A 21,922-nucleotide genomic window follows, 5' to 3' on the forward strand; every position below is an offset into this window, starting at 1 on the left:
TAGACAAAACACATAGGAATAAACGCATTATTTCACCAGCTATAAACAATAATAGCGTTCAAACTTTGATTTCGATTTTCATAATAGAAATGATTTCAATTTCAACCATCCAACTTCGCAATGTTCTAAAATTGCAACTTCACAACCTTTCAACTTTACAACATTCCAACAATTTTAAAACAACAATTGTGTAAATTCGCCCCATGGCAAAAATCTCAATTAACCTTGCTACAGGTTCGTTTCAAAAGGAAGAAGTAATAGTTGGAATCGATTTAGGCACCACAAACAGTTTGGTTGCATTCATCAATCCCGATAAAAATCCACAGGTGATAAACGATGCCGGAAAAGGCTTATTGGTGCCATCTGTAGTTTATTTTAATAGCCAAAATGAAGCTATCGTTGGTAATGAAGCGAAAGAATTTTTAACTACCGACCCGGCCAACACGATTTTCTCTGTTAAAAGATTACTGGGTCGTTCTTACAAAGATGTAGCAGATCATGCTTCCATCTTCTCCTATAAAATCATTGATGATGATAGCGATGCTTTGGTGAAAATCCAGGCAGGCAATCGCTTCTACACGCCTATTGAATTATCAGCAGAAATTTTAAAAGAGCTGAAAGCAAGAGCGGAACATGCATTAAAAACCCCCGTAAACAGAGCAGTAATCACTGTGCCTGCCTATTTCAATGATAGTCAGCGCCAGGCTACCCGCGATGCAGGTAAACTTGCCGGTTTAGATGTGATGCGGATTGTAAATGAACCCACCGCAGCCAGTTTAGCTTATGGTATTGGCCTAGATCCTTCGCAACAAAAAACCATCGCTGTTTATGATTTAGGCGGCGGAACCTTTGATGTTTCTATTCTTCAAATCCAAAATGGAATTTTCGAAGTACTCTCTACAAATGGAAATACTTATTTAGGTGGTGATGATTTTGATAACGCTATATTAAACCACTGGATAGAAAAAAATAATTTAGATATTAAGGTATTGGCAGAAGATAATATTTTAATGCAAACCCTGCGCTTACAAGCCGAAGCGGCGAAAAGAGCTTTATCTACTCAAAATTTATACAATGAAAAGATTGGCGAAATCTGGTGTACACTGGATAAGCAAACGTTCGAAAAACTCATTTCTACAAAAGTTGAAGAAACCATCACCGCGTGTAAAAATGCTTTGAAAGATGCAGATTTAACAGCAGCAGATATTGATGAAGTGATTCTGGTTGGTGGCTCTACCCGAACACCGTTTGTGAAACAGCAGGTGGAAAATTTCTTTGGCAAAGCGCCTCAGGATAATATTAATCCGGATGAGGTTGTGGCTCTTGGCGCTGCCATTCAGGCTGATGTACTGGCAGGAAATCGCTCTGATATTTTACTGCTTGATGTTACACCGCTCTCTTTGGGAATCGAAACCATGGGTGGCTTAATGGACGTGATCATCGCAAGAAATAGTAAAGTACCAACGAAGGCCGGTCGCCAGTATACCACCTCGATTGATGGACAAGTAAACATGAAGATTTCAGTTTACCAGGGAGAACGCGATTTGGTGAAGGAAAACCGCAAACTGGCTGAATTCGACTTAAGAGGTATCCCTGCGATGCCGGCGGGCTTGCCTAAGGTCGATATTAATTTTCTGTTAAATGCTGACGGAATTTTAACGGTTCAGGCCATTGAACTTCGTTCTGGTGTGAAACAGGAAATCGAAATTACGCCAAGCTACGGGTTGAGTGATGATACCGTTGAAAAAATGTTGATCGATAGCATTACGCATGCTAAAAGTGATGTGGAACAACGGATGCTGATTGAGGCAAGAAGTGAGGGCGAACAATTGCTTTATACCGCCGACCGTTTCATTGAAAAACACGCTGAACACCTGACCGAAGAAGAAATTTCGGAAACCAAAATTCATATTGAAGCTTTAAGAACCGCTTTAGCTGGCGCAGATAAGGATACAATCCTTAAAAAAGCAGATGAACTAAACGAATTTACACGTCCGTTTGCCGAACGTGTAATGGATGCGGCGATTTCTACAGCCATGAAGGGTAAGAAGATAGAATAATTAAGTTGGCAATTCACAGTAGGCATTTACTTAGCTGTTTAAACAATTCCCTGCATAATGTGAATGGTTCGTGGAGACACGAACCATGGCTTCACGACGATTATTGATTATTTCTACTTCAACTTTCTTACCATACATCAAAACTTTTCAAACCTCAATCCACTAACTTTGTTAAACAAATTTAGCATTATGGAATTAGGTATCGGTATGTTCGGGGATTTGCAAATTAATGCAACAGGAGAAATCCAACCTGCACAACAAAGACTTCAGGAAATTATAGAAGAAATAAAACTCATGGATGAAGTGGGTTTGGATTTTTATGGCATTGGCGAACACCATCGTCCGGATTATGCCGTTTCGAGTCCTGAGATTATTTTAGCAGCAGCAGCCACTGTAACAAAAAACATTAAGTTAAGCAGTGCAGTTTCTGTTTTAAGCTCGTCTGATCCGGTAAAGCTTTATCAAAATTTTGCAACGATAGATTTAATCTCAAACGGCCGTGCAGAATTAATGGCTGGCCGCGGAAGTTTCATTGAATCATTTCCATTATTTGGCTACGACCTTCAGGATTACGATGAACTTTATGAAGAAAAACTAGAATTACTCTTAAAAATAAACAGCGAAAAGAAAGTTAACTGGAAAGGCAAATTCAGAGCCAGCCTGGTTAATCAGGAAGTTTTGCCCAGAGCGGTGAATGATCATTTGAAAATCTGGGTAGCAGTTGGTGGAACGCCAGAATCTGTAGAACGAGCCGGGAGATTGGGCTTACCGGTAATGTTTGCCATTATTGGTGGACAGCCTATTCAATTCAAGCCACTTTTCGATTATTACAAAAAAGTTTATCAGGCTTACGGTCATGATATGGCCAAATTTGAAGTAGGGGTACATATGCATTCACTATTTGGAGAAAATAGTCAGGATGTGTCAGACTATTACTTCCCGCTCTATTCTGCACAAATGAATAGAATTGGCAAAACACGTGGATGGGCACCATTTCAAAGAAACCAGTTTGAGGCAGGAAGAAGTGCTGATGGAGCTTTAATTATAGGAGATGCGAACGAATCTGTAGATAAAATACTGGCCATGGAAGAAACTTTTGGCTTAACCCGTTTCTCTGCACATATGGATGTTGGCGGCCCATCGCACACAGCAATGATGAAATCAATTGAGATTTTTGGCAATAAAATTGCGCCGGCAGTTAGAAAAGCGCTTAAGCAATAAATTTAAACTTTCACTCTTTAAACGTTTGAATAAAGCTGTAAACGTAACAGCCTACACAAACTGCAAAAAGGCTCTCCAGCAAGGCAAAAATTGTCATCACTGAAGTTAAGGCCATTGCCATAATAGAAAAATTAAACAGGAACATCGCCGTAATCAGTAAGCTAAATCCAAAGCCCAAAGTTGCGGCGAACTTCTTTGGTGCCAGGTCTTTCATCTGCGGTTTTAAAGCCAGAATTTTAGCAATTTGAAGCGCTAACAACTTTAACAGGCTAAAATTTCCAGAGCCAAACGCCCTTGCTGCAAAATCAACTAACAATAATATAATCGCCCAGTAATTTGATGATATTAAACAAGAGATTGCGATCAAAGCAACCATAAAAGCGATTATCCTGATCACATTTTCATTCACACGTTCAGCTGATATCGGACAGGAAATTTCCATCTTAAATATTTTGATCTAAAGATATTCTTTTTCTACCAGGCCTCAACCAAATTCCGGTATTTACTGCACTAATATCTATCCTCAAACTATCCAGCTGATGATATTAATTCTTTTGTTTGTAAGTTTCATTCCTATATTTAAAAAACTAAATAACGCAATAAAAATATAGCATGGATGATTCGAAAAAGTTAAATCTGTTATTAGTTAAGCTAGAAAATTTATTACTCCGTCAGCAGGGGTTTGAGGAAGAAATTAAAGCCTTAAGGGATGAGGTAAGCGCATTGCAATCCCCCGGGTATAGCCCTCCGATCACGAAAACAGTCGAAAATGTCGTTCCGACAGCTCCGAGCATTATCCCACCTGCTGCTGAAATTCCAAATGTTACGCCACCACCATTCAGGCCAGTGGTTTTACCAGAGAGAAAAGACAGACAGGAACCTAACTTTGCAGATAAATTTAAACGTGAAAACTTAGTCAAGTCTGATTTTGAAAAGTTCATTGGCGAAAATCTGATTAGCAAAATTGGTATTCTAATTTTAATCATCGGGGTAGCCATTGGTGCAAAATATGCCATCGATCACGAGATGATCAGTCCGCTTACCCGAATTATATTGGGTTATGCTGTAGGTGCAGGTTTAATGGCTTTTGCCATCAAGCTGAAAGCTAAATATGAAAATTTTTCTGCTGTTTTAGTTAGCGGTGCGATCGCAATTATGTATTTCATCACTTATGCCGCTTACGATTTTTATTCGCTCATCCCCCAGCCTTTAGCCTTCGCACTGATGGTGGTCTTCACCTCATTTACAGTTATTGCAGCCATTAAATATAACAAGCAGGTTATTGCACACATCGGTTTGGTTGGTGCCTATGCCGTTCCTTTCTTATTAAGCAATGGTTCCGGACAAGTTGCGGTGCTCTTTACTTATATGGCCATTATTAACATTGGTATCTTAATCTTAAGTTTCAGGAAATATTGGAAGCCGCTACTATATGCATCTTTTGCTTTAACGTGGATTATATTTCTTGCGTGGCGGCTAGATTTAAGTAGCGACAAGAACTTCTTTCTTTTATCATTGTTATTCTCTGCAATATTCTTCGTTACATTTTATATCACAAATCTCGCTTATAAAGTAAGTAAAAAAGAAATTTTTGGCTTGAGTGATGTCGTACTGATTCTTTTGAACGCCTTTATTTACTATGGAATTGGATACCTGATACTTTCTGAAAATAAAAATAGTGTAGAATTATTAGGCTTATTTACGCTGGCCAATGCGGTAATCCACTTTGTGGTAAGTGTGATTATCTACAAAAGAAAACTGGCCGATAAAAACCTTTTCTACCTGATTCTGGCAGTCGTTATTACATTTATAACGCTGGCTATTCCAGTACAGTTAAACGGCGGCTGGGTAACCATTTTCTGGACGGTTGAAGCAGCGGTATTATTTTATCTGGGCAGGGTTAAATTGATTTCAATCTATGAAAAATTATCATTCCCATTAATCTTTATTGCATTCTTCAGTTTAATCCAGGATTGGGAATCTTATGGAAGTTACTACAACACTGGTGCTCCCATCACTCCAATATTTAATGTACTGTTTTTAACAGCGGCAATTTTTATTGCAGGCTTTAGCTGGATTTATTATGTAGGCAAAAAATCCGTTGAACAACCTGTAGAATGGCCATGGATGAGACAAATTTTAACTTATTTCATTCCAACTGTTTTATTGCTGGTTACTTATCTAACCTTTAGGATAGAGATTTCGAATTATTTTAACACCCAAATTGAACTAACGAAAATTAACACCACTCCGAACGCTAAAACAAACTTCGACAATTATCAATACAACTATAATTTCGAAAAATTAAACACCGCATGGATTTATATCTACACCTTGATTTTCGTGTCGTTATTAACTTTCGTAAATATCAAAAAGCTCAGAATCCGTGAACTAGCCGTTGCTAATCTGGTAATCAATCTGGTTACAATAGTCGCATTTTTAACGCATGGCTTATATCTGTTAAGCGACCTTAGAGAGGCCTATCTATCTAACGAAAATAACTATTTTGTGATCAGTTCATTCAATATTGGCATCCGTTATCTCAGCATCGCATTCTTCGCACTGCTAATTTTTCAGTGTTATAAGTTGATGAAATCTGGCCTTTTGAACATCGATTCAAAAATTATGTTCGATTCCCTGATTTATATTTCGTTATTATGGATTATCAGCAGCGAATTAATTAACATTTTATCACTATCAGGATTAACAGATAGTTACAAACTTGGATTAAGCATGGTTTGGGGCATTTATTCTTTGTTCCTGATTAGTATAGGAATAGCAAAAAACAAAAAACATTTACGTATTGGCGCAATGGTTTTGTTTGTCATTACCCTCGTAAAACTCTTTATTTACGATATGGCCTACCTCAGTACCATTTCCAAAACAATCGTTTTCGTATCGCTTGGAATATTGTTACTCATCATTTCTTTCCTTTACAACAAGTATAAACATTTAATAACTGATGATGTTCAAAAAGAAAATTAAGCTGCTCCTACCTTTACTCTTCTGCATTGCAATTGCTAATGCACAAACCAATATTTATAAGTTTAAACGACAAATTAGCGGCGTAAATACGATCTGGCACAGCATCTCGCTGCCTGATGAACTTTATAAAAATGCAAATGCAGGCTTCGAAGATCTTAGAATTTTTGGTGTAAGTGGCAAAGATACTGTTGAAGTTCCTTACCTGCTTAAACAGCGCGCTGATCAGATTAATACAAAAGAGGTTTCTTTTAAACAGATCAATCAAAGCACCAATGAAAATGGATTTTACTATACGTTTCAAGCGCCTGCCGGAAGCACAATTAATCAAATTAACCTAAGTTTTAAACAAACTAATTTCGATTGGCAGGTAACATTAGCGGGGAGTAATGATAATAAAGAGTGGTTCGGCATTTTGAAAAACTACCGGATTCTGTCTATTCAGAATACTGATACAGATTATAAATTCACTAAACTTAAGTTTCCCGATGCGAAGTATCAGTATTTCCGGATTGCAATCAAATGCAACGTTCATCCCCATCTGATTGCAGCAAAGCTGAACAAAACCGATACGGTTGGCGGAGTTTATAAACAGGCAAATTCGTTAAATTATCATTTATCAAATGATGCTGTGCAGAAACAAACGGTTATAGAGGTGAACTTAAAGAATCCTGTACCGCTTTCCTACCTGAAACTGAAAGCGCAAAGTGATTTTGACTTTTATCGTTCTTTTAAAATCGAAGCTGCAACAGATAGTTTTAAAAGCGAAAAAGGAATGCAGTATAACTACACCGGGATTTATGATGGCACCATCAGCTCGCTTGAAGAAACTGCATTTTCTTTTCCTAATACCATCACCTCAAAACTTAGAATAACCATCCAGAATAATGATAACAAGCCTTTACGAATTAGCAATTTAGAATTAAAGGGTAATGCTTATGAAATTATTGCACGCTTTGAGGATCTTAAAGCTAATTATGCGATCTATTATGGCAACGAAAAGTCCACTGCTCCTAGTTATGAAATTGAAAAATTTGAGAAAAAAATTCCTACAAACTTAACCACTGTTTCTGTTGGAAATGAAGAAAAAAATCCGGCTTATACAATTAAAACAGAAAAACCATTATTTGAAAATAAGATTTGGCTCTGGGTACTAATGACCATAATCATTGTGCTGTTAGGTTGGTTTTCTTTTAAAATGTTGAAGAATTAATATTATTAAAATGAGTTTTTTAAAAAAGTTATTTGGTTCAGATTCTCCAAAGAGAGAAGAGCCAAAAGTACTCATAGAGTTGAGAAGTCCGAGTTGTCCGATTAATGCCATTGTTGAGCAGGATAACCAGGTAGCTTATTTTTATTTGTGGGGTGATGAGGATTCCGATTTCGGGGTTAAAGCATGCTGGATCAGAAATCTGGATGAAGCCCCGATTGATACGGATTTAAAACAGTTAGAAGAAGGAATTCCACCAATGTTGAGCAAAGCATACTGCAAATTTCCGGAAGGACAGACACCTTTGCAGATAAACGATTTGGAAATTGTTTGGTTTGAAGAAGGAGACGGGGCGGCTTTAATGGAAAAGGGACAAGTTATTACCATTATTCCATCCTGGGCAGGTATAAATGGTTTTTCGGGTTATACCAGAGATTCTGTTGGAGAAGGAGAATATGGCTGGGAACTTAAATCTTCTAATGCCTTGTTAGAAAGAGTCGAAAAGGCAAAAGAATACTGGCAATTGTGGGATCAGAAAATTAATCCATTTCAGATTATTCAACCCCAATTACTTCAACAATATGAAAATAATTTAGGTAATAGTGATCAATATTTCGCGATAGATGGCAATGAGTGGCCGCCCAGAGGCTTATTCTTAAAAAAAGGAGAAGTTAAGGACGTATTTGTAACCGTAGGCCTTTCACTACTACCTATGCCAACAGTTGAAATGTATAATGAACATCCTCATGAGACTAACAGAATAGAGTTAGGCTTACTCTTAAATGCTGGTCTGCCTCAAGAAGAACTTAACCTCATCGGAAGTTGGATTAGTGGCCAGGCAAGCATTCCATGGAAAAGAATCTCTTGGTTTGGAAATGGACACACCGTTACATTTAATGTTCTCAGTAATACCAAGATGACATCTGTAGTACTGGTAAAGCATTTAACTAATCTACCTGATATAGAACTTGATGATTACCGGGGTAGCCAAGTGAATATATTATGGATGGTACCCATTACTGAAAATGAAAGAATCTATATTATGGACAATGGATTTGAACCCTTCCATGAAAAATTAGATAGAATAGGATCAGAAATTTTTAATATCTACCGAAATGAGATTGATTTAAATTAGATCGGAATAAATCATCCGCAATATTTTTTTTATATTAGGGCATGAAACGATTAGCGATTTTAACAGCGTTAATCATCCCGCTATTTCTTTGTACATCCTGGGGTTTCTTTGCACATCAAAGGATCAATAACCTCGCCATTTTCACTTTACCATCCGGCATGATTGGTTTCTACAAAAAGAACATCAAATATGTTACCGAGCATGCCGTAGATCCAGATAAACGCAGGTATGCAGATACACTGGAACCGCCGCGGCACTATCTGGACGTTGAGAATTATGAGAAAAGTATAGACAGCATTCCGGAGAAGTGGAACGATGCTCTGGCAAAATATGGGTCGAAATCGTTGAGCGCAAATGGTATCCTGCCCTGGCAAATCCAGCGGACCTATTACAGCCTGGTAAAGGCATTTAAAACGCGGGATTCCATCAAAATCTTAAAATACTCTGCAGACTTGGGTCATTATATCGGTGATGCACATGTTCCGCTGCATACCACATCAAATCATAACGGGCAGTTAACGAACCAGGTTGGCATACATGCTTTTTGGGAAAGCAGGTTACCAGAGTTATTTTCTACAAAATACAATTACGTTGTTGGCCGGGCAAGTTATCTAGAAAACCCTTTGAAAGAGACCTGGAAAATTTTAAGGCATACACATAGTCTGGTTGATACGGTATTAACCTTTGAGGCTCAACTTGCTGCTTCCTTTCCATCTGATCAAAAATATAGCTTCTCAGAACGAAACAACTTAGTTTTAAAGCAGTATTCTATTGCTTATTCGAAAGCTTACCACGATAAAATGAATAACATGGTAGAAAAACAGATGCGGTCTGCAATATTAGAAATCGGAAATTTTTGGTTTTCAGCCTGGGTAGATGCAGGCCAGCCTGAACTTAAAAACCTGATTAAGACTGAGCTTGAGCCTGATGTCAGAAAGGAAGAATCGGAGACAGAAAAGAAATATCAAAAAGGCACTATCATCGGGAGAGAAATTTAATCTAAAAGCACAAACGGTAAGAAATGAATCTTACTGTTTGTGTTTAAGTTATTTATTTTTTATCGTCACCTTCAATAATTTCTTCGATTTTTTTAGGTTGCATACGGCTTTTTACAGCAGCCCATATGGCCGGAACGAAGGTTACCACAGCGATGAACACAATAACGAGTTCGAAATTATTTTTAATTACCGGGATTTGTCCAAGAACAAATCCGCCTAATAATAAAGCAACGATCCATGCTACACCACCAATTATGTTAAAGTAGGTAAAGCGACCGAAAGGCATTTTTGCTATCCCCGCTACGAAAGGTGCAATTGTTCTGAAAATAGGCAAAAAGCGGCTGAAGATAATCGCTTTTCCACCATGCTTTTCAAAAAATTCGTGAGATTGCTCGTAGTATTTTAGTTTTAAGATCTTATTCTTTTCTTTGAAAACGCCCGCTCCTAACACACTTCCTAACTTAAAGTTTACAGTGTTCCCTAAAATTGCAGCTACAATTAAGATAACCAACATTAACCAGATGCTTAATCCGGTTTCATGCTCTCCGGCAATTAAAGCACCCATTGCAAACAATAGAGAGTCTCCAGGTAAGAAAGGTAAAACTACTAAGCCGGTTTCTGCAAAAATAATCAGAAAGAGAATAAGGTATGTCCAGGTTTGATAATCGTTAACGATTTGCGCTAGATGAACGTCAATATGAAGTATAAAATCTAGAAGTTGATGTAGTAAATCCAATTTATATTATTTTGGGCAAAAGTATGAATATGAAAGCGATTAACTGTTTTTTTATAGCAATAATCTTTTGTATTAATTATTAGCAATCACTCGCTTTTGAAGATCACCTGCCTTTGTACCATCAATCAATACCACGTAGGTTTTACCTTTTATTACCGTTGTAGCATCAATTACCGTAACAGCTGGTGGAGGGTTAGTGAGCGTTGGCGTAGTAAGCGCGAAGGAAATTTTAGTTAGTTTATCTACCTTTATTGTCTTTTCTATGATATCATTGTAGTTCATTGTAAATCTTCCGAAACTGGCTCCTTCATCTGTTATAATCACAGGAGAGGTTAACGTATAACCTAAATGCATAAATACAAGTTTGGCAACGGTGGTATCAACTCTAACCTGATCTTCTTTAAAGATCAAGCTAGGAGGCGCTGTAGGCGTTTTCCTGGTTAGAAACACTGAATAATTTCTGCCTATCTCCAGTCGTTGATTATCGAGACTTGCCAAATCGGTTGTTCCATCAATATTTCTTGATGTTATTTTGTAAGTGGAATCTCCGGCTACAACAACATAACTGCTGTTAGAACCCGTTACCGTAGCGGAACCCAGCGGTCTGCCATTTTCAAAAAAGTTCTGTGTTGTATCTAAAGAAGAAGCATGAAAAACCCTGATTTTGGCATCCCCTTTAATGAAATTGTCGTTTTTTATGCAAGAACTGATGAAAATAGTCGCGACAGCTAAAAGGAATAGTTTAGGAATTAAAAACGATTTTTTCTTCATAAATATGTATAAACACAATTAAAACGTAAAGATAGCAGAAACCATATTAAAACAGGCAATTAATTATCTGTGATCACATGGGCCTGTAAAGTTGCAGCTGTATTGCCACTAAACCAGACTGTATAAATTTTACCGGCTACAAAGTTGGAGTTATCTATGATTCTTGTTGTTCCGGAGCCTACAACGTTATAACTGAGGTTTAAATCTGCATCAACAGAAAAATAGGCAGATGCATCTTTATACTGTAAACTGTTCACAAAGAGCGTTCCTGCCTGTACGCTAACGTTAATGCCAGTAGTAAAAAACGGGGTTAAATTGATGAGCTTAATTTTTGCTTTTCCGGCTTCAGTATTACTCAAATTGTCTTCGTAAGACAGAATCTCTTTAACACCTGCCCGGTTGCTGACTAAAAATGTGGTGTAAGTGATGGAAGGCGTATACTTTACGGCGCTTACTGTTTCCGGATTATTTGTGCTCATAAATTTCACACTTCTATCTCCTGATACCAGTTTTAAATAATCAGTAGATTCTGTGAAGGCCAGGGTTGCGTTAGAAACCTTTTCACCATCAATGGAGATATCCTGCACAGACACAGCCTGCACTGCATTTACAAACTTCACTTTCGATTCGCCTTTTACCTCGGGATTTGGATCAGTTTTTTTACACGATGTAAATCCCGTAAACAGAATTACAGAAAGTAAGATGAATGTGAGGTGGTTAGAATAGCGTTTCATAAGCTGGTTTGGTTATAAACATAAATGGCCTGGTCAAAAACCAAGCCATTTTTAATATTTAAACTAAAACCTTAGTAGATTAGTAGCTGTTGTTTAGCATTACCGGCATTACCAACATCAATACATCTTCATTTTCATCGTTCGTTTGAGGAATCAATAAACCTGCTCTATTTGGAGTGGAAAGTTCTAATGTAACCTCATCACCGCTTAGGTTAGTCAACATTTCGATCAGGAAACGTGCATTGAAACCTATTTCAAGATCTTCACCATCGTACTGACAGCTTAAACGCTCATGAGCTTCGTTAGCAAAATCTAAATCTTCTGAAGAAATATTAAGTTCGCTACCATTGATTTTTAATCGTACCTGATGCGTGGTTTTGTTAGCAAAGATAACTACGCGACGAAGGGTATTTAAAAATAAACCCCTGTCTATCACTAATTTATTTGGATTATTCTGCGGAATTACTGCCTCATAATCTGGGTAGCGCTCGTCTATTAAACGACACACTAAATTAATGTTATCAAACTTAAAGAAAGCACTTGTTGCATTGTAATCTACTGAAACGTTAATGTCTGTAGAGGGCAAAGCAGCTTTTAAAAGTGTTAATGCTTTTTTGGGGAGAATAAATGAGGTTGCCTTATCTGCCTTACTATCCATACGGCGGTAGCGAACCAGTTTATGCGCATCCGTTGCTACGAAAGTAATGTGCTGAGGCGATAACTGGCAAAATACACCCGTCATTGCCGGACGCAATTCATCGTTACTAACCGCAAAAATAGTTTTGGTAATGGCTTCAGTTAAAACCGATGCTGGCAAATTAACTGATGAGGCATTTTCTACCACCGGAATTTTAGGGAAATCATCACCATTTTCTCCACTCAACTTATATTTACCATCACCTGCGCTAATTTCGATGGCAAAAGTAGTGTCATCAATATTAAAAGCAATTGGTTGATCTGGTAATGTTTTAAGTGTATCTAATAAAATTTTCGATGGAACAGCCACTTTACCTTCTTCCTTTGACTCAACAGCTAATGAGGTGGTCATGCTGGTTTGTAAATCGGTAGCTGAGATCGTTAAGTTTCCGTCTTTAATTTCGAAAAGAAAATTTTCTAGTATAGGTAAAACTGTACTGCTGCTGGAAGCACCATTTACAGTTTGCAGGTGTTTTAATAAAGTTGATGTGGATACAATAAATCTCATGATATCATTTAGTCTTCTTCAAAAATATAAAAATTATTTAGCGTACTTGTATTTACGGTAATAATGTTGAAAAATCGCAAAGAATATTAACAATACCAACGGAAACACAATATTTATAAATTGCCATTTGGTTTGTTCGAGCTTAATTTTCGTTTTATCGAGTAACCTGATCTTTACTTCTTTATTTCTAAGCATAATCAGGTTATCATCATCAGTAAAATAATCTACAATATTCAGCAACAATGCTTTGTTTCCATAAGTTCGCTGGCTATAGCGGTCAAAACCTAAAGGATAAGGTGAACCGTCTCTCTCCGAAACCTGATTCCGGAAAATATCGCCATCACCAAGCACGATCATTTTAGTGGACTTACTGGTTGCATCCATTGTATAAGGCGATGCAATTGTAGCAGGTAATGGTCTGCCTGCAAAAACCGATGGAAAACTTCCTTCAAGCATTAAACCCACCTGTTGCGGCACACTTTGGAAAGATCTTGGATCCAGTTGTTCACTCACCATTTGTAAACTAAATGGCTTTGGCGTATTGTAAACCTTATTAAATGCAGAGGTGCTTAAAATGAAAGACTTCTTTACTCCCCTAACGCCAATACTATCTACCGTGCTCGGAAACTCGGCCTTCACGCCATCTAATTTCTTGACTACACTTTGGCTCGTATCCGGCAGCAAAACAGGATAAAAAATCCATGGTAATAATTCCATCTGACTTTGACCGCCGACAATACCGGTAGAAACGGGAATTTCAGCGCAGTTCGCAGGATCGGCAATTAAATTGTAATTGATTCTTGCACCATACATAAAGAGCATATCATCCAGATTCAGGTTGCTATTGGCGGCCAATTGTCCGTTTCTTCCCCTTAAACTATCCAGCTCTGCCTTCACCTGATCGATACTCCAAAGTACCCGACCGCCATTCATTACAAAGTAATTGATTTTATATTTCTGCGTTTCTGTGAAAGACTGAGTCGGCTTCGCTACGATGAGCATATTAAGCTTGTCTAAACCCGCTTTATCTATAGTATTTAAATTTACACGACCAACTTCATAACTACCGGAAAGGGTACGAATGGCATCACCCACCTGTAAATCATTCAGTTCACCATTTGATTCTGTAAATCCAATACGGGGATTTTTTCCTGCCATTACTTTCTTCAAACTTGAAGTAAATACATATTCCAGGTTTTCAATTGCCCGGTTGATATTATCTTCGTAACTGCCTCTGGTATCTAAATTTTGAAAAAGTTTAACCGGGAATTCCTTATTATCAGTTTCGATCATGGCCATCGGATAAACCAGTTTTTGCGTTAATCCCGCATCGGTTTTAACACTTAAATTGGTCGCCTCAATACCCCTTTCATATAAATTGTTGATTACTGTATCCTGATCTGACTGACTCAATCCGCCCAGGGGATCTACGAATACAATTTTTAAATTTCCGGTTGAATAAGCTTGATAATCAGTTAGTACATCGTTCACAGCAGATTGAAGGTGTTTAAATGCTGGCGGCAATTCTCCATCCAAAAAAACTGTAACCCTAATCGGCTTTTTGTTGTTCGCCAGAATGGATTTGGTTTTTTCGCTCAACGTAAATCTCCGGTCTTCTGTAAAATCAAAACGATAGAATATATACTTCCCAAGAATATTAATGGCAATGATTCCGATGATCAGTAAAATTATATTCAACCATTTCTTGTTCGCTCCCATTATCGCTTCCCTCCCACTGTTAACCTGGTAAATAATAAAAACAGCATGGTAAAACTGAGAAAATATAATAAATCCCGGGTATCAAGCACTCCTCTGCTCATGGAAGTATAATGCTGATTAATACCGAAACTGGAAACATTACCTTGAATGCTTCCTAAAGCAGAAACCTGACTGGTATAATCAAAACCTAAAAAGGCAAAGGCACATAATGCGGCACAAACTACGAAGGCGATTACCTGATTTTTAGTTAACGAAGAGGCAAAGATTCCTATTGCCGTAAAGGCGGCACCAAGAAAAAACAAGCCAATATAAGATCCGGTTACCGCTCCCGAATCGATATTCCCTTCTGGAAAACCCAGTTTTGATATCGAGTAATAATAAACCAATGTTGGGATTAAAGCAAAAAAAACCAAAACCAGGCTGGCCAGAAATTTAGCAAATATGATTTGCCAAAGCGTGATGGGCCGGGTGATCAAAAGTTCGTAAGTTCCTTCCCTGCGCTCTTCTGCGAAAGACCTCATGGTGATGGCCGGAATTAGAAACATGAATAAATACGGCACCAAGCTAAAGAAACCACCCATTTCTGCATAGCCATAATCCAGAATAGAGGTATCGGGAAAGAACCAAAGCAATAGGCCAGATACCAGTAAGAAAATACCGATGGTAATATAGGCAACCATTGAACTTAAGAAACTGAATAACTCGCGTTTAAAAACTGCGTACATATGATGTTAAAATGCCGAAGTTAATTAAATATCCCTGCATATTAAAGGTGCTAAAGGGTTTAAGCCGCACTAAATGACATTTGTACATACGATCAGTAAATCGCAATCACTCGTTTTTTACGAAAACTATAAAGAGAAACCAATCCCAGCAGAGAGTACCCTGTTTTTTTCCTGATGGGAATTAGCCGGACCTCCGATTATTGTTGTTAAACCAAGACCGTAACCTGCATGCAGATTAAAACCATTTTTCAGTTGATAACCAGCTAAAAAATTAAATCCAAAATCCCCTCTTTTAAAATCTTCATTATCCCCAAATTTAACATCAAAATTTGTTGATTCATTAACAGATCGTCCGTTAGCGGTGGTAACTCCTTCATATTTTATTTTACCGCCTATTCCAAATCCATAATATGGGCCACCTCCAAAAAAGATTTTCCCGTTGCCGACATTAAAATTAAAAACTGCATTAACAGGGATTTCTAAATACATTATATTTACTTTATAAGAACCTTCGAAAATATATAAGTTTGGTCCGGGTTCGAAATTTGAATTATAAACATGGGCTTTGGCTCCTTTTCCAATTAATGCTAAGCCAGGTTGAACAGAGAACAAATCTGAAACAGGTAAATCAACTGTACCGCCTAAATAGAAAGAGGTATTTGTTTTATAATCCGGTTCCGGACCATCATAAGCAGAGGCCCCACTATTAGCTGAAATGGTAGGGAATGTAACACCGGCTTTAATGCCAAATTTAATTGGCTTGGTTTGAGCGAATGCAGAAACAAATATTGCCAGGAAGGATAGTGTAGTGAAGAGCTTTTTCATGTTTTTATAGTTGACAGAAAATTATGAAAAAAAACTGGAATTGAAAGAAATTTAGGTTAATTAAATACAAAAGACTCTATGTGCTATATTTAAAAAACATAAGCAAGCCTAATTCCCACAAAGCCTTTAGCGTTTGTACGGTTTGCGCTGATAAGCTTATCATTTTGCCCAATCCAGCTTTCATACCTGATTCCGAAATCAAGCTTATCTTCGTTATTTAAGCTAAACTGATTACCAATACCTGGTGACCAAATCACCACTGTTTTCTGCCCGTCTTTTAGTGCTAACCCTGCCCCCAATTGCCCTTCTGCATAAAACGTTTCGCTTAAATAATATTTCAAGCCCGCTTTTAACGGCACATATGTTAAATCAGCAAGACGAAGGACTGACGCACGCTTTCCAAAAAAATTGGCGTAACCTCCGCTAATGCTAATGGCAAAATCTTTTGCAACAGGAAAGCTCGCCTTTACAGAAAAACCCAATCCGATTCCGGAAAGATTCGAGAAATTGCCCGACGGTAAATTGATTTCTGGTCCAAGGTCTATACCGGAAGTATTTTGTGCTTTCAATGTAAGGGAGGCAGATAAAATAAAAGCAGTAATGATAAATGAAATTCTAAACATAAATCAGGAGGTAAGTTTTCTGAAAATATCTTCAAGCGAATCTTGATTGTATGCTTTCTTGATCCCTTCCAAAGAGTTATTGGCGACTATTTTGCCTTTACTAATAATGATGATATCGTCACAAATGGCTTCCACCTCCTGCATAATATGTGTGGAAATGATTACCGTCTTATTCTTGCCCAGTTCCTTAATCAATGCACGGATGTCTACCAACTGATTAGGATCCAGACCTGAAGTAGGCTCATCAAGAATTAGTACCTCTGGGTTATGAATAATGGCTTGTGCTAACCCTACCCGCTGGCGATAACCCTTAGATAACATCCCGATTTTTTTATGCTGCTCTGGTGTTAAGCCCACCAGTTTAATTACTTCTTCAATCCGCTTAGAAAGGTTACCAGGCGCATACGTTTCGCCAACAAAACCAAGAAACTCCTTTACATACATATCCGGATAAAGCGGCGTATTTTCCGGCAGATAACCAATATTTTTTTTGGCTTCGATAGATTGGCTGACGATGTTTTTACCTGAAACCGATGCCGCCCCACTTGTAGGCGTTAAATAACCGGTAAGCATGCGCATTGTGGTCGATTTCCCGGCGCCATTTGGCCCAAGAAAGCCTAAAATACGGCCTGGTCTTGCCTCAAAACTAATCGAATCAACGGCTTTTTGTCCATTGTAATGTTTAGATAAGTTTTGAACTGAAATACTCATATTTTAATGGTTTAAGCGCAATGAACAGTAGGTTTTTCAGAAAAGGCATAAGTTAAATCGCAGGGCTTGAAGCCGGGCATTATTAATATTTCTTATATTAATTGATATAAGGTGAGGTAATCTTTTTATTATACCTGAACTTATTAAGCTGTTCTGATGCCTGCGGCAAATTATCCCCCGATAAAATATCTGCTCCATTATTTACTAAATGGTAATAGATATTTCTGGCCGGACTTGCAATGGCACTTTTGTCGATATTGCCCATTGTTCCCAATATAGTGGTGATTCCTTTTTGGTGTAAAAACTCATATAATGCCTGATCAGGTGCAGAGACCCCAACAAATGCGACAATTCTATTATTTGGAATGCCTAAATCATTAAGTCTTTTCAACTCTGATTTTTTCTGTACAGATGCTGAAATCATTAAATCTGGCGCCAGGCGATGAACTTCTTCCGCCTGATTTGCATTATAGGTAATGATAATGGAATTACTTTCTACTTTATATTGCCTAACTTTTTCAATCACTTTCGCATAAGATACTCCTTTTTTCAGGTCGATTGTTAACAGTACTTTGCCCTTACTCCAGCTTAAAACACTATCTAACGTTGGGATTTTGAAACTTGTTTCGGTGCCTTTATCATCTTTCAGGTTAAGAGCTTTAAGTTCTTCGTAGGTATAATTTCCAATCGGGCCTTTTCCTGTTGAGGTTCGGTCCAGGTTATCATCGTGCATAATTACCATTACCGAATCTTTACTATAAGCAATATCAAATTCGATCACCATTGGATTATAGGTCGTTGCATTTTCAAATGTCTCAATACAATTTTCCGGGAAGCCGGGCATTGGGCCACCCCGGTGTGCACTAATTAATGGAAAACGATTTTCCGGTGTCCATTTCAGAAATTGATATAATTCTCCGGTATTATTAAATTTAATATGGTGTTGAACTTTTTCTTGCTTGCATGAAGAGAAAATTACCAGGAAACCCAAGAAAATGAGATGATGAAATTTCATGGTTCAAAAGTAAGGTAAATTGTTTATTAGTCAATTGTGAAATCGTTCATTAGGTGTTGATGGAGCTAATAGCGTGGAGCAGTAGCTTTTTATTTTGATTTTTTAGCTAAAAAATTTACCCGATTTTGAATATGAGTACAATTAAGCAAATCCATTTTTAATGGCAAAAACAGCCAACCCAACACGGGTTTTAAGCTCCAGCTTTTCGCATAACTGATCACGATAGCTTTCTACCGTTCGGGGGCTACAGAACATTTTATCGGCTATTTCTTTATAATTAAGTTCTGTAACGGTATATTTTAAAAACTCCTTTTCTCTTTCAGAAATTTTGATTTCAGCATCCTTTACTTTATTTAAACTGGAAAAGATAATTTTAGAGGCCCAGTCAGGATAGAAAAAACCGTTAATATCTAGTTTTGTAAGTGCATTTTCCAACTCCATTGGGTGCGCATTTTTTAACAGATAGCCTTTAGCACCGTTGCTAACCATTTTAATAACACTTTTTTCTTCGCCCTGCATACTCAGCGCCATTACTTTTACATCCGGATAATGCTCCTTTAACCAGCTTACGGTTTCAAAACCATCCATAATGGGCATACTGATGTCTAAAAGTAAAATATCCGGAATTTTATTCCTGCGCTCAAATTTTTCAATCAAATCTTTTCCATTTTCACAGACATAAATTACCTCAAAACCTGCAAAATTATTAATAATGCCTTGAAGTGCCTTTGCAATAAGGATATGATCATCAACAATAACGATAGGTACTTTCATGTCTGACCATTTAAAGTTATAGTGAGTTTAGTACCTAAATTAGCTTTGCTTTCCAGGGTAAACTTTCCACCAATAATTTCGGCTCTTTTTTTCATGTTTTTTAATCCAATACCATCAGCGGTTATTTTGGCATCATCAAATCCCACGCCATCATCTTTTATTTCTAATGCTAATAAAAAACCAGGATACGAGTTTAACTGAATGATAATATTATTGCATTGCGCATGTTTCAGGCTATTTTGAAGAAATTCCTGCGTAATCCTTAACAACACGTTCTTTTTTACAAATTCGAGGTCGATTTTTTCGAAATTATGTTCAAAAATTACTTTACATCTTTTTAAAGCATTAATATGGTTTACTTCTTCCTGTATTAAAGTTACCATTTCATTTTCAATTACATTATCGTTGGTTAGGTTTTTTGATAAACTTCTTAAATCCTGTAATGATGAATTGATGATCTGATAAATCTGCTCAATCCTTTCATTTTCCTGTGGTACTTTATTTTCATATACAAGCTGTTGCGTGTAAAGACTTACCAAAGTTAATTTTTGTCCGATATTATCGTGCAATTCCCGGCCAATCTGCTGCATGGTTGCCTGCTGTATTTCCAATTGTGTGGTTAGAATCTCTTTCTGATGAATTTCATTCTTAATTTTAATTTCATCCAGATATTCTCTTTTCCGCAGTTTATACTTTTTGATGTAAACCATAATGGCCACCACAAATAATACAAAAAACAAATTGAAAAGAATAATAGTGATTAAGAGTTCTGTTTTCCCCATATAAATGAAATTGAGAATAACACATACATTACAATACCTGACATCAGGAAGTAATCAAAATAAATATTCCAGATTTGGATATAGTTTACCAATAAGTAATAGAATGTCCAAAAGGGTAAAGTTCCTATATAAAATAGCGTTACTCCTAAATTAATATAAAACATTCTATTTCTATTAAAATTAATGATATCTGAAGATGTAATTTGATTATAATACTCCATGATAACTAAAACCATTAAAATAAAGGAACCGAATGTATAGTTAAATGAAAAGATTATTTTGCTTCCCTTGAAATAAAATTCGCTCGGAATAAATGAAATTAAATACAGTAAAGACAGGATAATAAACAAACTCCGCTTTTTTAAAGATTTAACGGCGTACAACCAATAAAAAAAGAGAAATTGTAAAGGAATTACAAAATAATTGTAAAACGCTGCCTTTGAAAACATGATCCAATTTCCTCCATATTTCCCAAAAAGTTCACAGCAAAAAATAAGCACTAAATAGAAAGCAAAGTATTTCCAAAAATTATTAGTTACATTTTTATAACAAACCAAGAGAGAAATTATTGCAGCTAATCCTTCAATCCATAAAAGAGTATTGCTTAAAAAAGTTTGAAAATTGAACATTGCTTAAATCCTAATAAGATTCTTGAATTATCTGAGCCGGAGGAATAAGTTGTCCGTGGTTTTGTGCCATTACCTGATGCGATTGATTATCGCTGCGATCAGCACTCATTGCCATTAAGGTAATGGGCCGTTCCTGGTCTCTATCTTTTATCAGAAAAGTAGTGCGATCTAAAGGGTTAAAATCATAATCCAGATAGCTTCCGCTATTGCTATTCTTTTTTAAAGTTGGGATCATGATAAGCGTATGTTTCTGTGCATAATCTTTTCCTATCGACTTTTCGTTTTCAAAACTGCCCCAATCTGTATCTTTTGGATAGGCAGCATAATAAAAACGGATCCCTAATGTATTATCAGTGATCCGCGGATTTACCTTTTTACTATAAAATTCGATATCGGCAATAAATTTTTTAAGGGTTTTTAAACCAAATGAAACAGAATAGGCATCACTTACCCCCAGAGCCTTATTAATTGCAGCTAAGTGATTATTCCGATATTCATCAACCATTTGCTGAATAACTTTAGGATCTAAGGTAGCAGGATGTCCTTTTCTTTTACCCTGATCAATGTAACCGGTTAATTTTTGCAATGTATAAAGCGCAATCGTTCCACATAAAAACGCTATGGCATAACCCGGTAAATTTTGCATTTCCATCATTTTTGAGTTTTAATTAAAGTTAAGTTTTATTACCAAATGTGATCAATCTTTTGAGGATTAATAATGGGGTTTTCCCCATTTCTTATGGTTGTTTCTACTACTTTTTATTCTGTTGCTTTTAACACTGATTTTTAGTGATTTAACTACGTTTTTTACACTATAACTATTTCAATTTTGGGTATTGTATAGCGCTGAAAAATACAAATGGGAAAAAGCCGAAAATCCTGAATAGAGTAGGCAAACTTAAAACCTTAAAACCATGTCAAAACATTGAAAAAAGAAGAAAAAGTAGCGTACACAGGTAGATATCATGTATTGCTACCAGAAGGATCAAACTGGAATTGCAATAGTATACTAGAGGTTTTTTTATTGTCAGATTATTTTTTTTGAGAAGCATTACTTTAGATTCCGCT

General features: G+C 36.9%; 20 protein-coding genes. 6 read left to right on the forward strand and 14 right to left on the reverse strand.

Features of this window, described 5'->3' with window-relative positions:
* Positions 1-203 precede the first annotated feature (203 nt).
* On the forward strand, positions 204-2,060 hold the full coding sequence (gene dnaK, locus GJU39_RS04170) for a molecular chaperone DnaK (protein WP_154279435.1): 1,857 nt from the start codon (positions 204-206) through the stop codon (positions 2,058-2,060).
* A 189-nt stretch (positions 2,061-2,249) separates the two neighbouring features.
* Positions 2,250-3,281: an Atu2307/SP_0267 family LLM class monooxygenase gene (locus tag GJU39_RS04175; RefSeq protein ID WP_154279436.1), complete on the forward strand. Its 1,032-nt coding sequence runs from the start codon at positions 2,250-2,252 to the stop codon at positions 3,279-3,281.
* A gap of 10 nt (positions 3,282-3,291) precedes the next feature.
* On the opposite strand, the gene GJU39_RS04180 is transcribed toward GJU39_RS04175, so the two are convergent.
* A complete protein-coding gene (locus GJU39_RS04180; protein WP_154279437.1) occupies positions 3,292-3,723 on the reverse strand; it encodes a DUF4395 domain-containing protein in 432 nt (143 codons plus the stop codon).
* A gap of 170 nt (positions 3,724-3,893) precedes the next feature.
* Here GJU39_RS04180 and GJU39_RS04185 point away from each other — a divergent pair, with 170 nt between their 5' ends.
* The 4 genes from GJU39_RS04185 to GJU39_RS04200 are packed head-to-tail and all read left to right on the forward strand — an operon-like array spanning position 3,894 to position 9,606.
* Complete coding sequence (locus GJU39_RS04185; RefSeq protein ID WP_154279438.1) at positions 3,894-6,266, forward strand: DUF2339 domain-containing protein; 2,373 nt, start codon at positions 3,894-3,896, stop codon at positions 6,264-6,266.
* Positions 6,244-7,476: a DUF3999 domain-containing protein gene (locus GJU39_RS04190; RefSeq protein WP_154279439.1), complete on the forward strand. Its 1,233-nt coding sequence runs from the start codon at positions 6,244-6,246 to the stop codon at positions 7,474-7,476. The genes GJU39_RS04185 and GJU39_RS04190 overlap by 23 nt, the downstream gene beginning before the upstream one ends.
* Before the next feature lie 10 nt (positions 7,477-7,486).
* Positions 7,487-8,608, forward strand: coding sequence for a suppressor of fused domain protein (locus tag GJU39_RS04195; protein ID WP_154279440.1), 1,122 nt, complete (start codon positions 7,487-7,489; stop codon positions 8,606-8,608).
* Between the two features lie 41 nt (positions 8,609-8,649).
* The gene (locus GJU39_RS04200; RefSeq protein ID WP_154279441.1) at positions 8,650-9,606 is read left to right on the forward strand and encodes a zinc dependent phospholipase C family protein; all 957 of its coding nucleotides are present in this window, start codon (positions 8,650-8,652) and stop codon (positions 9,604-9,606) included.
* Between the two features lie 52 nt (positions 9,607-9,658).
* Here GJU39_RS04200 and GJU39_RS04205 read toward each other — a convergent pair whose 3' ends face one another.
* The 13 genes from GJU39_RS04205 to GJU39_RS04265 form a co-directional block, all read right to left on the reverse strand.
* The gene (locus GJU39_RS04205; RefSeq protein WP_154279442.1) at positions 9,659-10,342 is read right to left on the reverse strand and encodes a DedA family protein; all 684 of its coding nucleotides are present in this window, start codon (positions 10,340-10,342) and stop codon (positions 9,659-9,661) included.
* 72 nt (positions 10,343-10,414) lie between these two features.
* Positions 10,415-11,113 (reverse strand): DUF4397 domain-containing protein, encoded by a 699-nt coding sequence (locus tag GJU39_RS04210; protein WP_154279443.1) that lies wholly within the window; start codon positions 11,111-11,113, stop codon positions 10,415-10,417.
* A gap of 59 nt (positions 11,114-11,172) precedes the next feature.
* A complete protein-coding gene (locus tag GJU39_RS04215) occupies positions 11,173-11,847 on the reverse strand; it encodes a DUF4397 domain-containing protein (protein WP_154279444.1) in 675 nt (224 codons plus the stop codon).
* Between the two features lie 79 nt (positions 11,848-11,926).
* Positions 11,927-13,051 (reverse strand): DNA polymerase III subunit beta, encoded by a 1,125-nt coding sequence (gene dnaN / locus GJU39_RS04220; protein WP_154279445.1) that lies wholly within the window; start codon positions 13,049-13,051, stop codon positions 11,927-11,929.
* A 33-nt stretch (positions 13,052-13,084) separates the two neighbouring features.
* Positions 13,085-14,749, reverse strand: a complete 1,665-nt coding sequence (gene gldG / locus GJU39_RS04225) for a gliding motility-associated ABC transporter substrate-binding protein GldG (RefSeq protein ID WP_245227688.1) — start codon at positions 14,747-14,749, stop codon at positions 13,085-13,087.
* Positions 14,750-14,769: 20 nt separating this feature from the next.
* Positions 14,770-15,495, reverse strand: a complete 726-nt coding sequence (gldF, locus tag GJU39_RS04230) for a gliding motility-associated ABC transporter permease subunit GldF (RefSeq protein WP_154279447.1) — start codon at positions 15,493-15,495, stop codon at positions 14,770-14,772.
* A gap of 126 nt (positions 15,496-15,621) precedes the next feature.
* On the reverse strand, positions 15,622-16,320 hold the full coding sequence (locus GJU39_RS04235) for an outer membrane beta-barrel protein (protein ID WP_154279448.1): 699 nt from the start codon (positions 16,318-16,320) through the stop codon (positions 15,622-15,624).
* A gap of 89 nt (positions 16,321-16,409) precedes the next feature.
* The gene (locus GJU39_RS04240) at positions 16,410-16,943 is read right to left on the reverse strand and encodes a hypothetical protein (protein ID WP_154279449.1); all 534 of its coding nucleotides are present in this window, start codon (positions 16,941-16,943) and stop codon (positions 16,410-16,412) included.
* A 3-nt stretch (positions 16,944-16,946) separates the two neighbouring features.
* Entirely contained in the window at positions 16,947-17,654 is a 708-nt protein-coding gene (locus GJU39_RS04245) for an ATP-binding cassette domain-containing protein (protein WP_154279450.1), read from the reverse strand.
* 97 nt (positions 17,655-17,751) lie between these two features.
* Entirely contained in the window at positions 17,752-18,669 is a 918-nt protein-coding gene (locus GJU39_RS04250) for a glycerophosphodiester phosphodiesterase family protein (RefSeq protein WP_154279451.1), read from the reverse strand.
* 141 nt (positions 18,670-18,810) lie between these two features.
* Positions 18,811-19,443: a response regulator transcription factor gene (locus GJU39_RS04255; protein WP_154279452.1), complete on the reverse strand. Its 633-nt coding sequence runs from the start codon at positions 19,441-19,443 to the stop codon at positions 18,811-18,813.
* Positions 19,440-20,225: a sensor histidine kinase gene (locus GJU39_RS04260; protein WP_154279453.1), complete on the reverse strand. Its 786-nt coding sequence runs from the start codon at positions 20,223-20,225 to the stop codon at positions 19,440-19,442. The genes GJU39_RS04255 and GJU39_RS04260 overlap by 4 nt, the downstream gene beginning before the upstream one ends.
* A gap of 639 nt (positions 20,226-20,864) precedes the next feature.
* Positions 20,865-21,500 carry a hypothetical protein gene (locus GJU39_RS04265; RefSeq protein WP_154279454.1) on the reverse strand — a complete coding sequence of 212 codons (636 nt, stop codon included), beginning with the start codon at positions 21,498-21,500 and terminating at the stop codon, positions 20,865-20,867.
* Positions 21,501-21,922: the final 422 nt, after the last annotated feature.

The organism is Pedobacter petrophilus (assembly GCF_009674725.1).
GTDB classification, from domain to species: Bacteria; Bacteroidota; Bacteroidia; order Sphingobacteriales; family Sphingobacteriaceae; genus Pedobacter; species Pedobacter petrophilus.

Coding starts and splice junctions, on each gene's coding strand:
- dnaK (WP_154279435.1), top strand. CDS start 204: ATGGCAAAAATCTCAATTAACCTTGCTACAGGTTCGTTTCAAAAGGAA.
- GJU39_RS04175 (WP_154279436.1), top strand. CDS start 2,250: ATGGAATTAGGTATCGGTATGTTCGGGGATTTGCAAATTAATGCAACA.
- GJU39_RS04180 (WP_154279437.1), bottom strand. CDS start 3,723: ATGGAAATTTCCTGTCCGATATCAGCTGAACGTGTGAATGAAAATGTG.
- GJU39_RS04185 (WP_154279438.1), top strand. CDS start 3,894: ATGGATGATTCGAAAAAGTTAAATCTGTTATTAGTTAAGCTAGAAAAT.
- GJU39_RS04190 (WP_154279439.1), top strand. CDS start 6,244: ATGATGTTCAAAAAGAAAATTAAGCTGCTCCTACCTTTACTCTTCTGC.
- GJU39_RS04195 (WP_154279440.1), top strand. CDS start 7,487: ATGAGTTTTTTAAAAAAGTTATTTGGTTCAGATTCTCCAAAGAGAGAA.
- GJU39_RS04200 (WP_154279441.1), top strand. CDS start 8,650: ATGAAACGATTAGCGATTTTAACAGCGTTAATCATCCCGCTATTTCTT.
- GJU39_RS04210 (WP_154279443.1), bottom strand. CDS start 11,113: ATGAAGAAAAAATCGTTTTTAATTCCTAAACTATTCCTTTTAGCTGTC.
- GJU39_RS04215 (WP_154279444.1), bottom strand. CDS start 11,847: ATGAAACGCTATTCTAACCACCTCACATTCATCTTACTTTCTGTAATT.
- dnaN (WP_154279445.1), bottom strand. CDS start 13,051: ATGAGATTTATTGTATCCACATCAACTTTATTAAAACACCTGCAAACT.
- gldF (WP_154279447.1), bottom strand. CDS start 15,495: ATGTACGCAGTTTTTAAACGCGAGTTATTCAGTTTCTTAAGTTCAATG.
- GJU39_RS04235 (WP_154279448.1), bottom strand. CDS start 16,320: ATGAAAAAGCTCTTCACTACACTATCCTTCCTGGCAATATTTGTTTCT.
- GJU39_RS04240 (WP_154279449.1), bottom strand. CDS start 16,943: ATGTTTAGAATTTCATTTATCATTACTGCTTTTATTTTATCTGCCTCC.
- GJU39_RS04245 (WP_154279450.1), bottom strand. CDS start 17,654: ATGAGTATTTCAGTTCAAAACTTATCTAAACATTACAATGGACAAAAA.
- GJU39_RS04250 (WP_154279451.1), bottom strand. CDS start 18,669: ATGAAATTTCATCATCTCATTTTCTTGGGTTTCCTGGTAATTTTCTCT.
- GJU39_RS04255 (WP_154279452.1), bottom strand. CDS start 19,443: ATGAAAGTACCTATCGTTATTGTTGATGATCATATCCTTATTGCAAAG.
- GJU39_RS04260 (WP_154279453.1), bottom strand. CDS start 20,225: ATGGGGAAAACAGAACTCTTAATCACTATTATTCTTTTCAATTTGTTT.
- GJU39_RS04265 (WP_154279454.1), bottom strand. CDS start 21,500: ATGCAAAATTTACCGGGTTATGCCATAGCGTTTTTATGTGGAACGATT.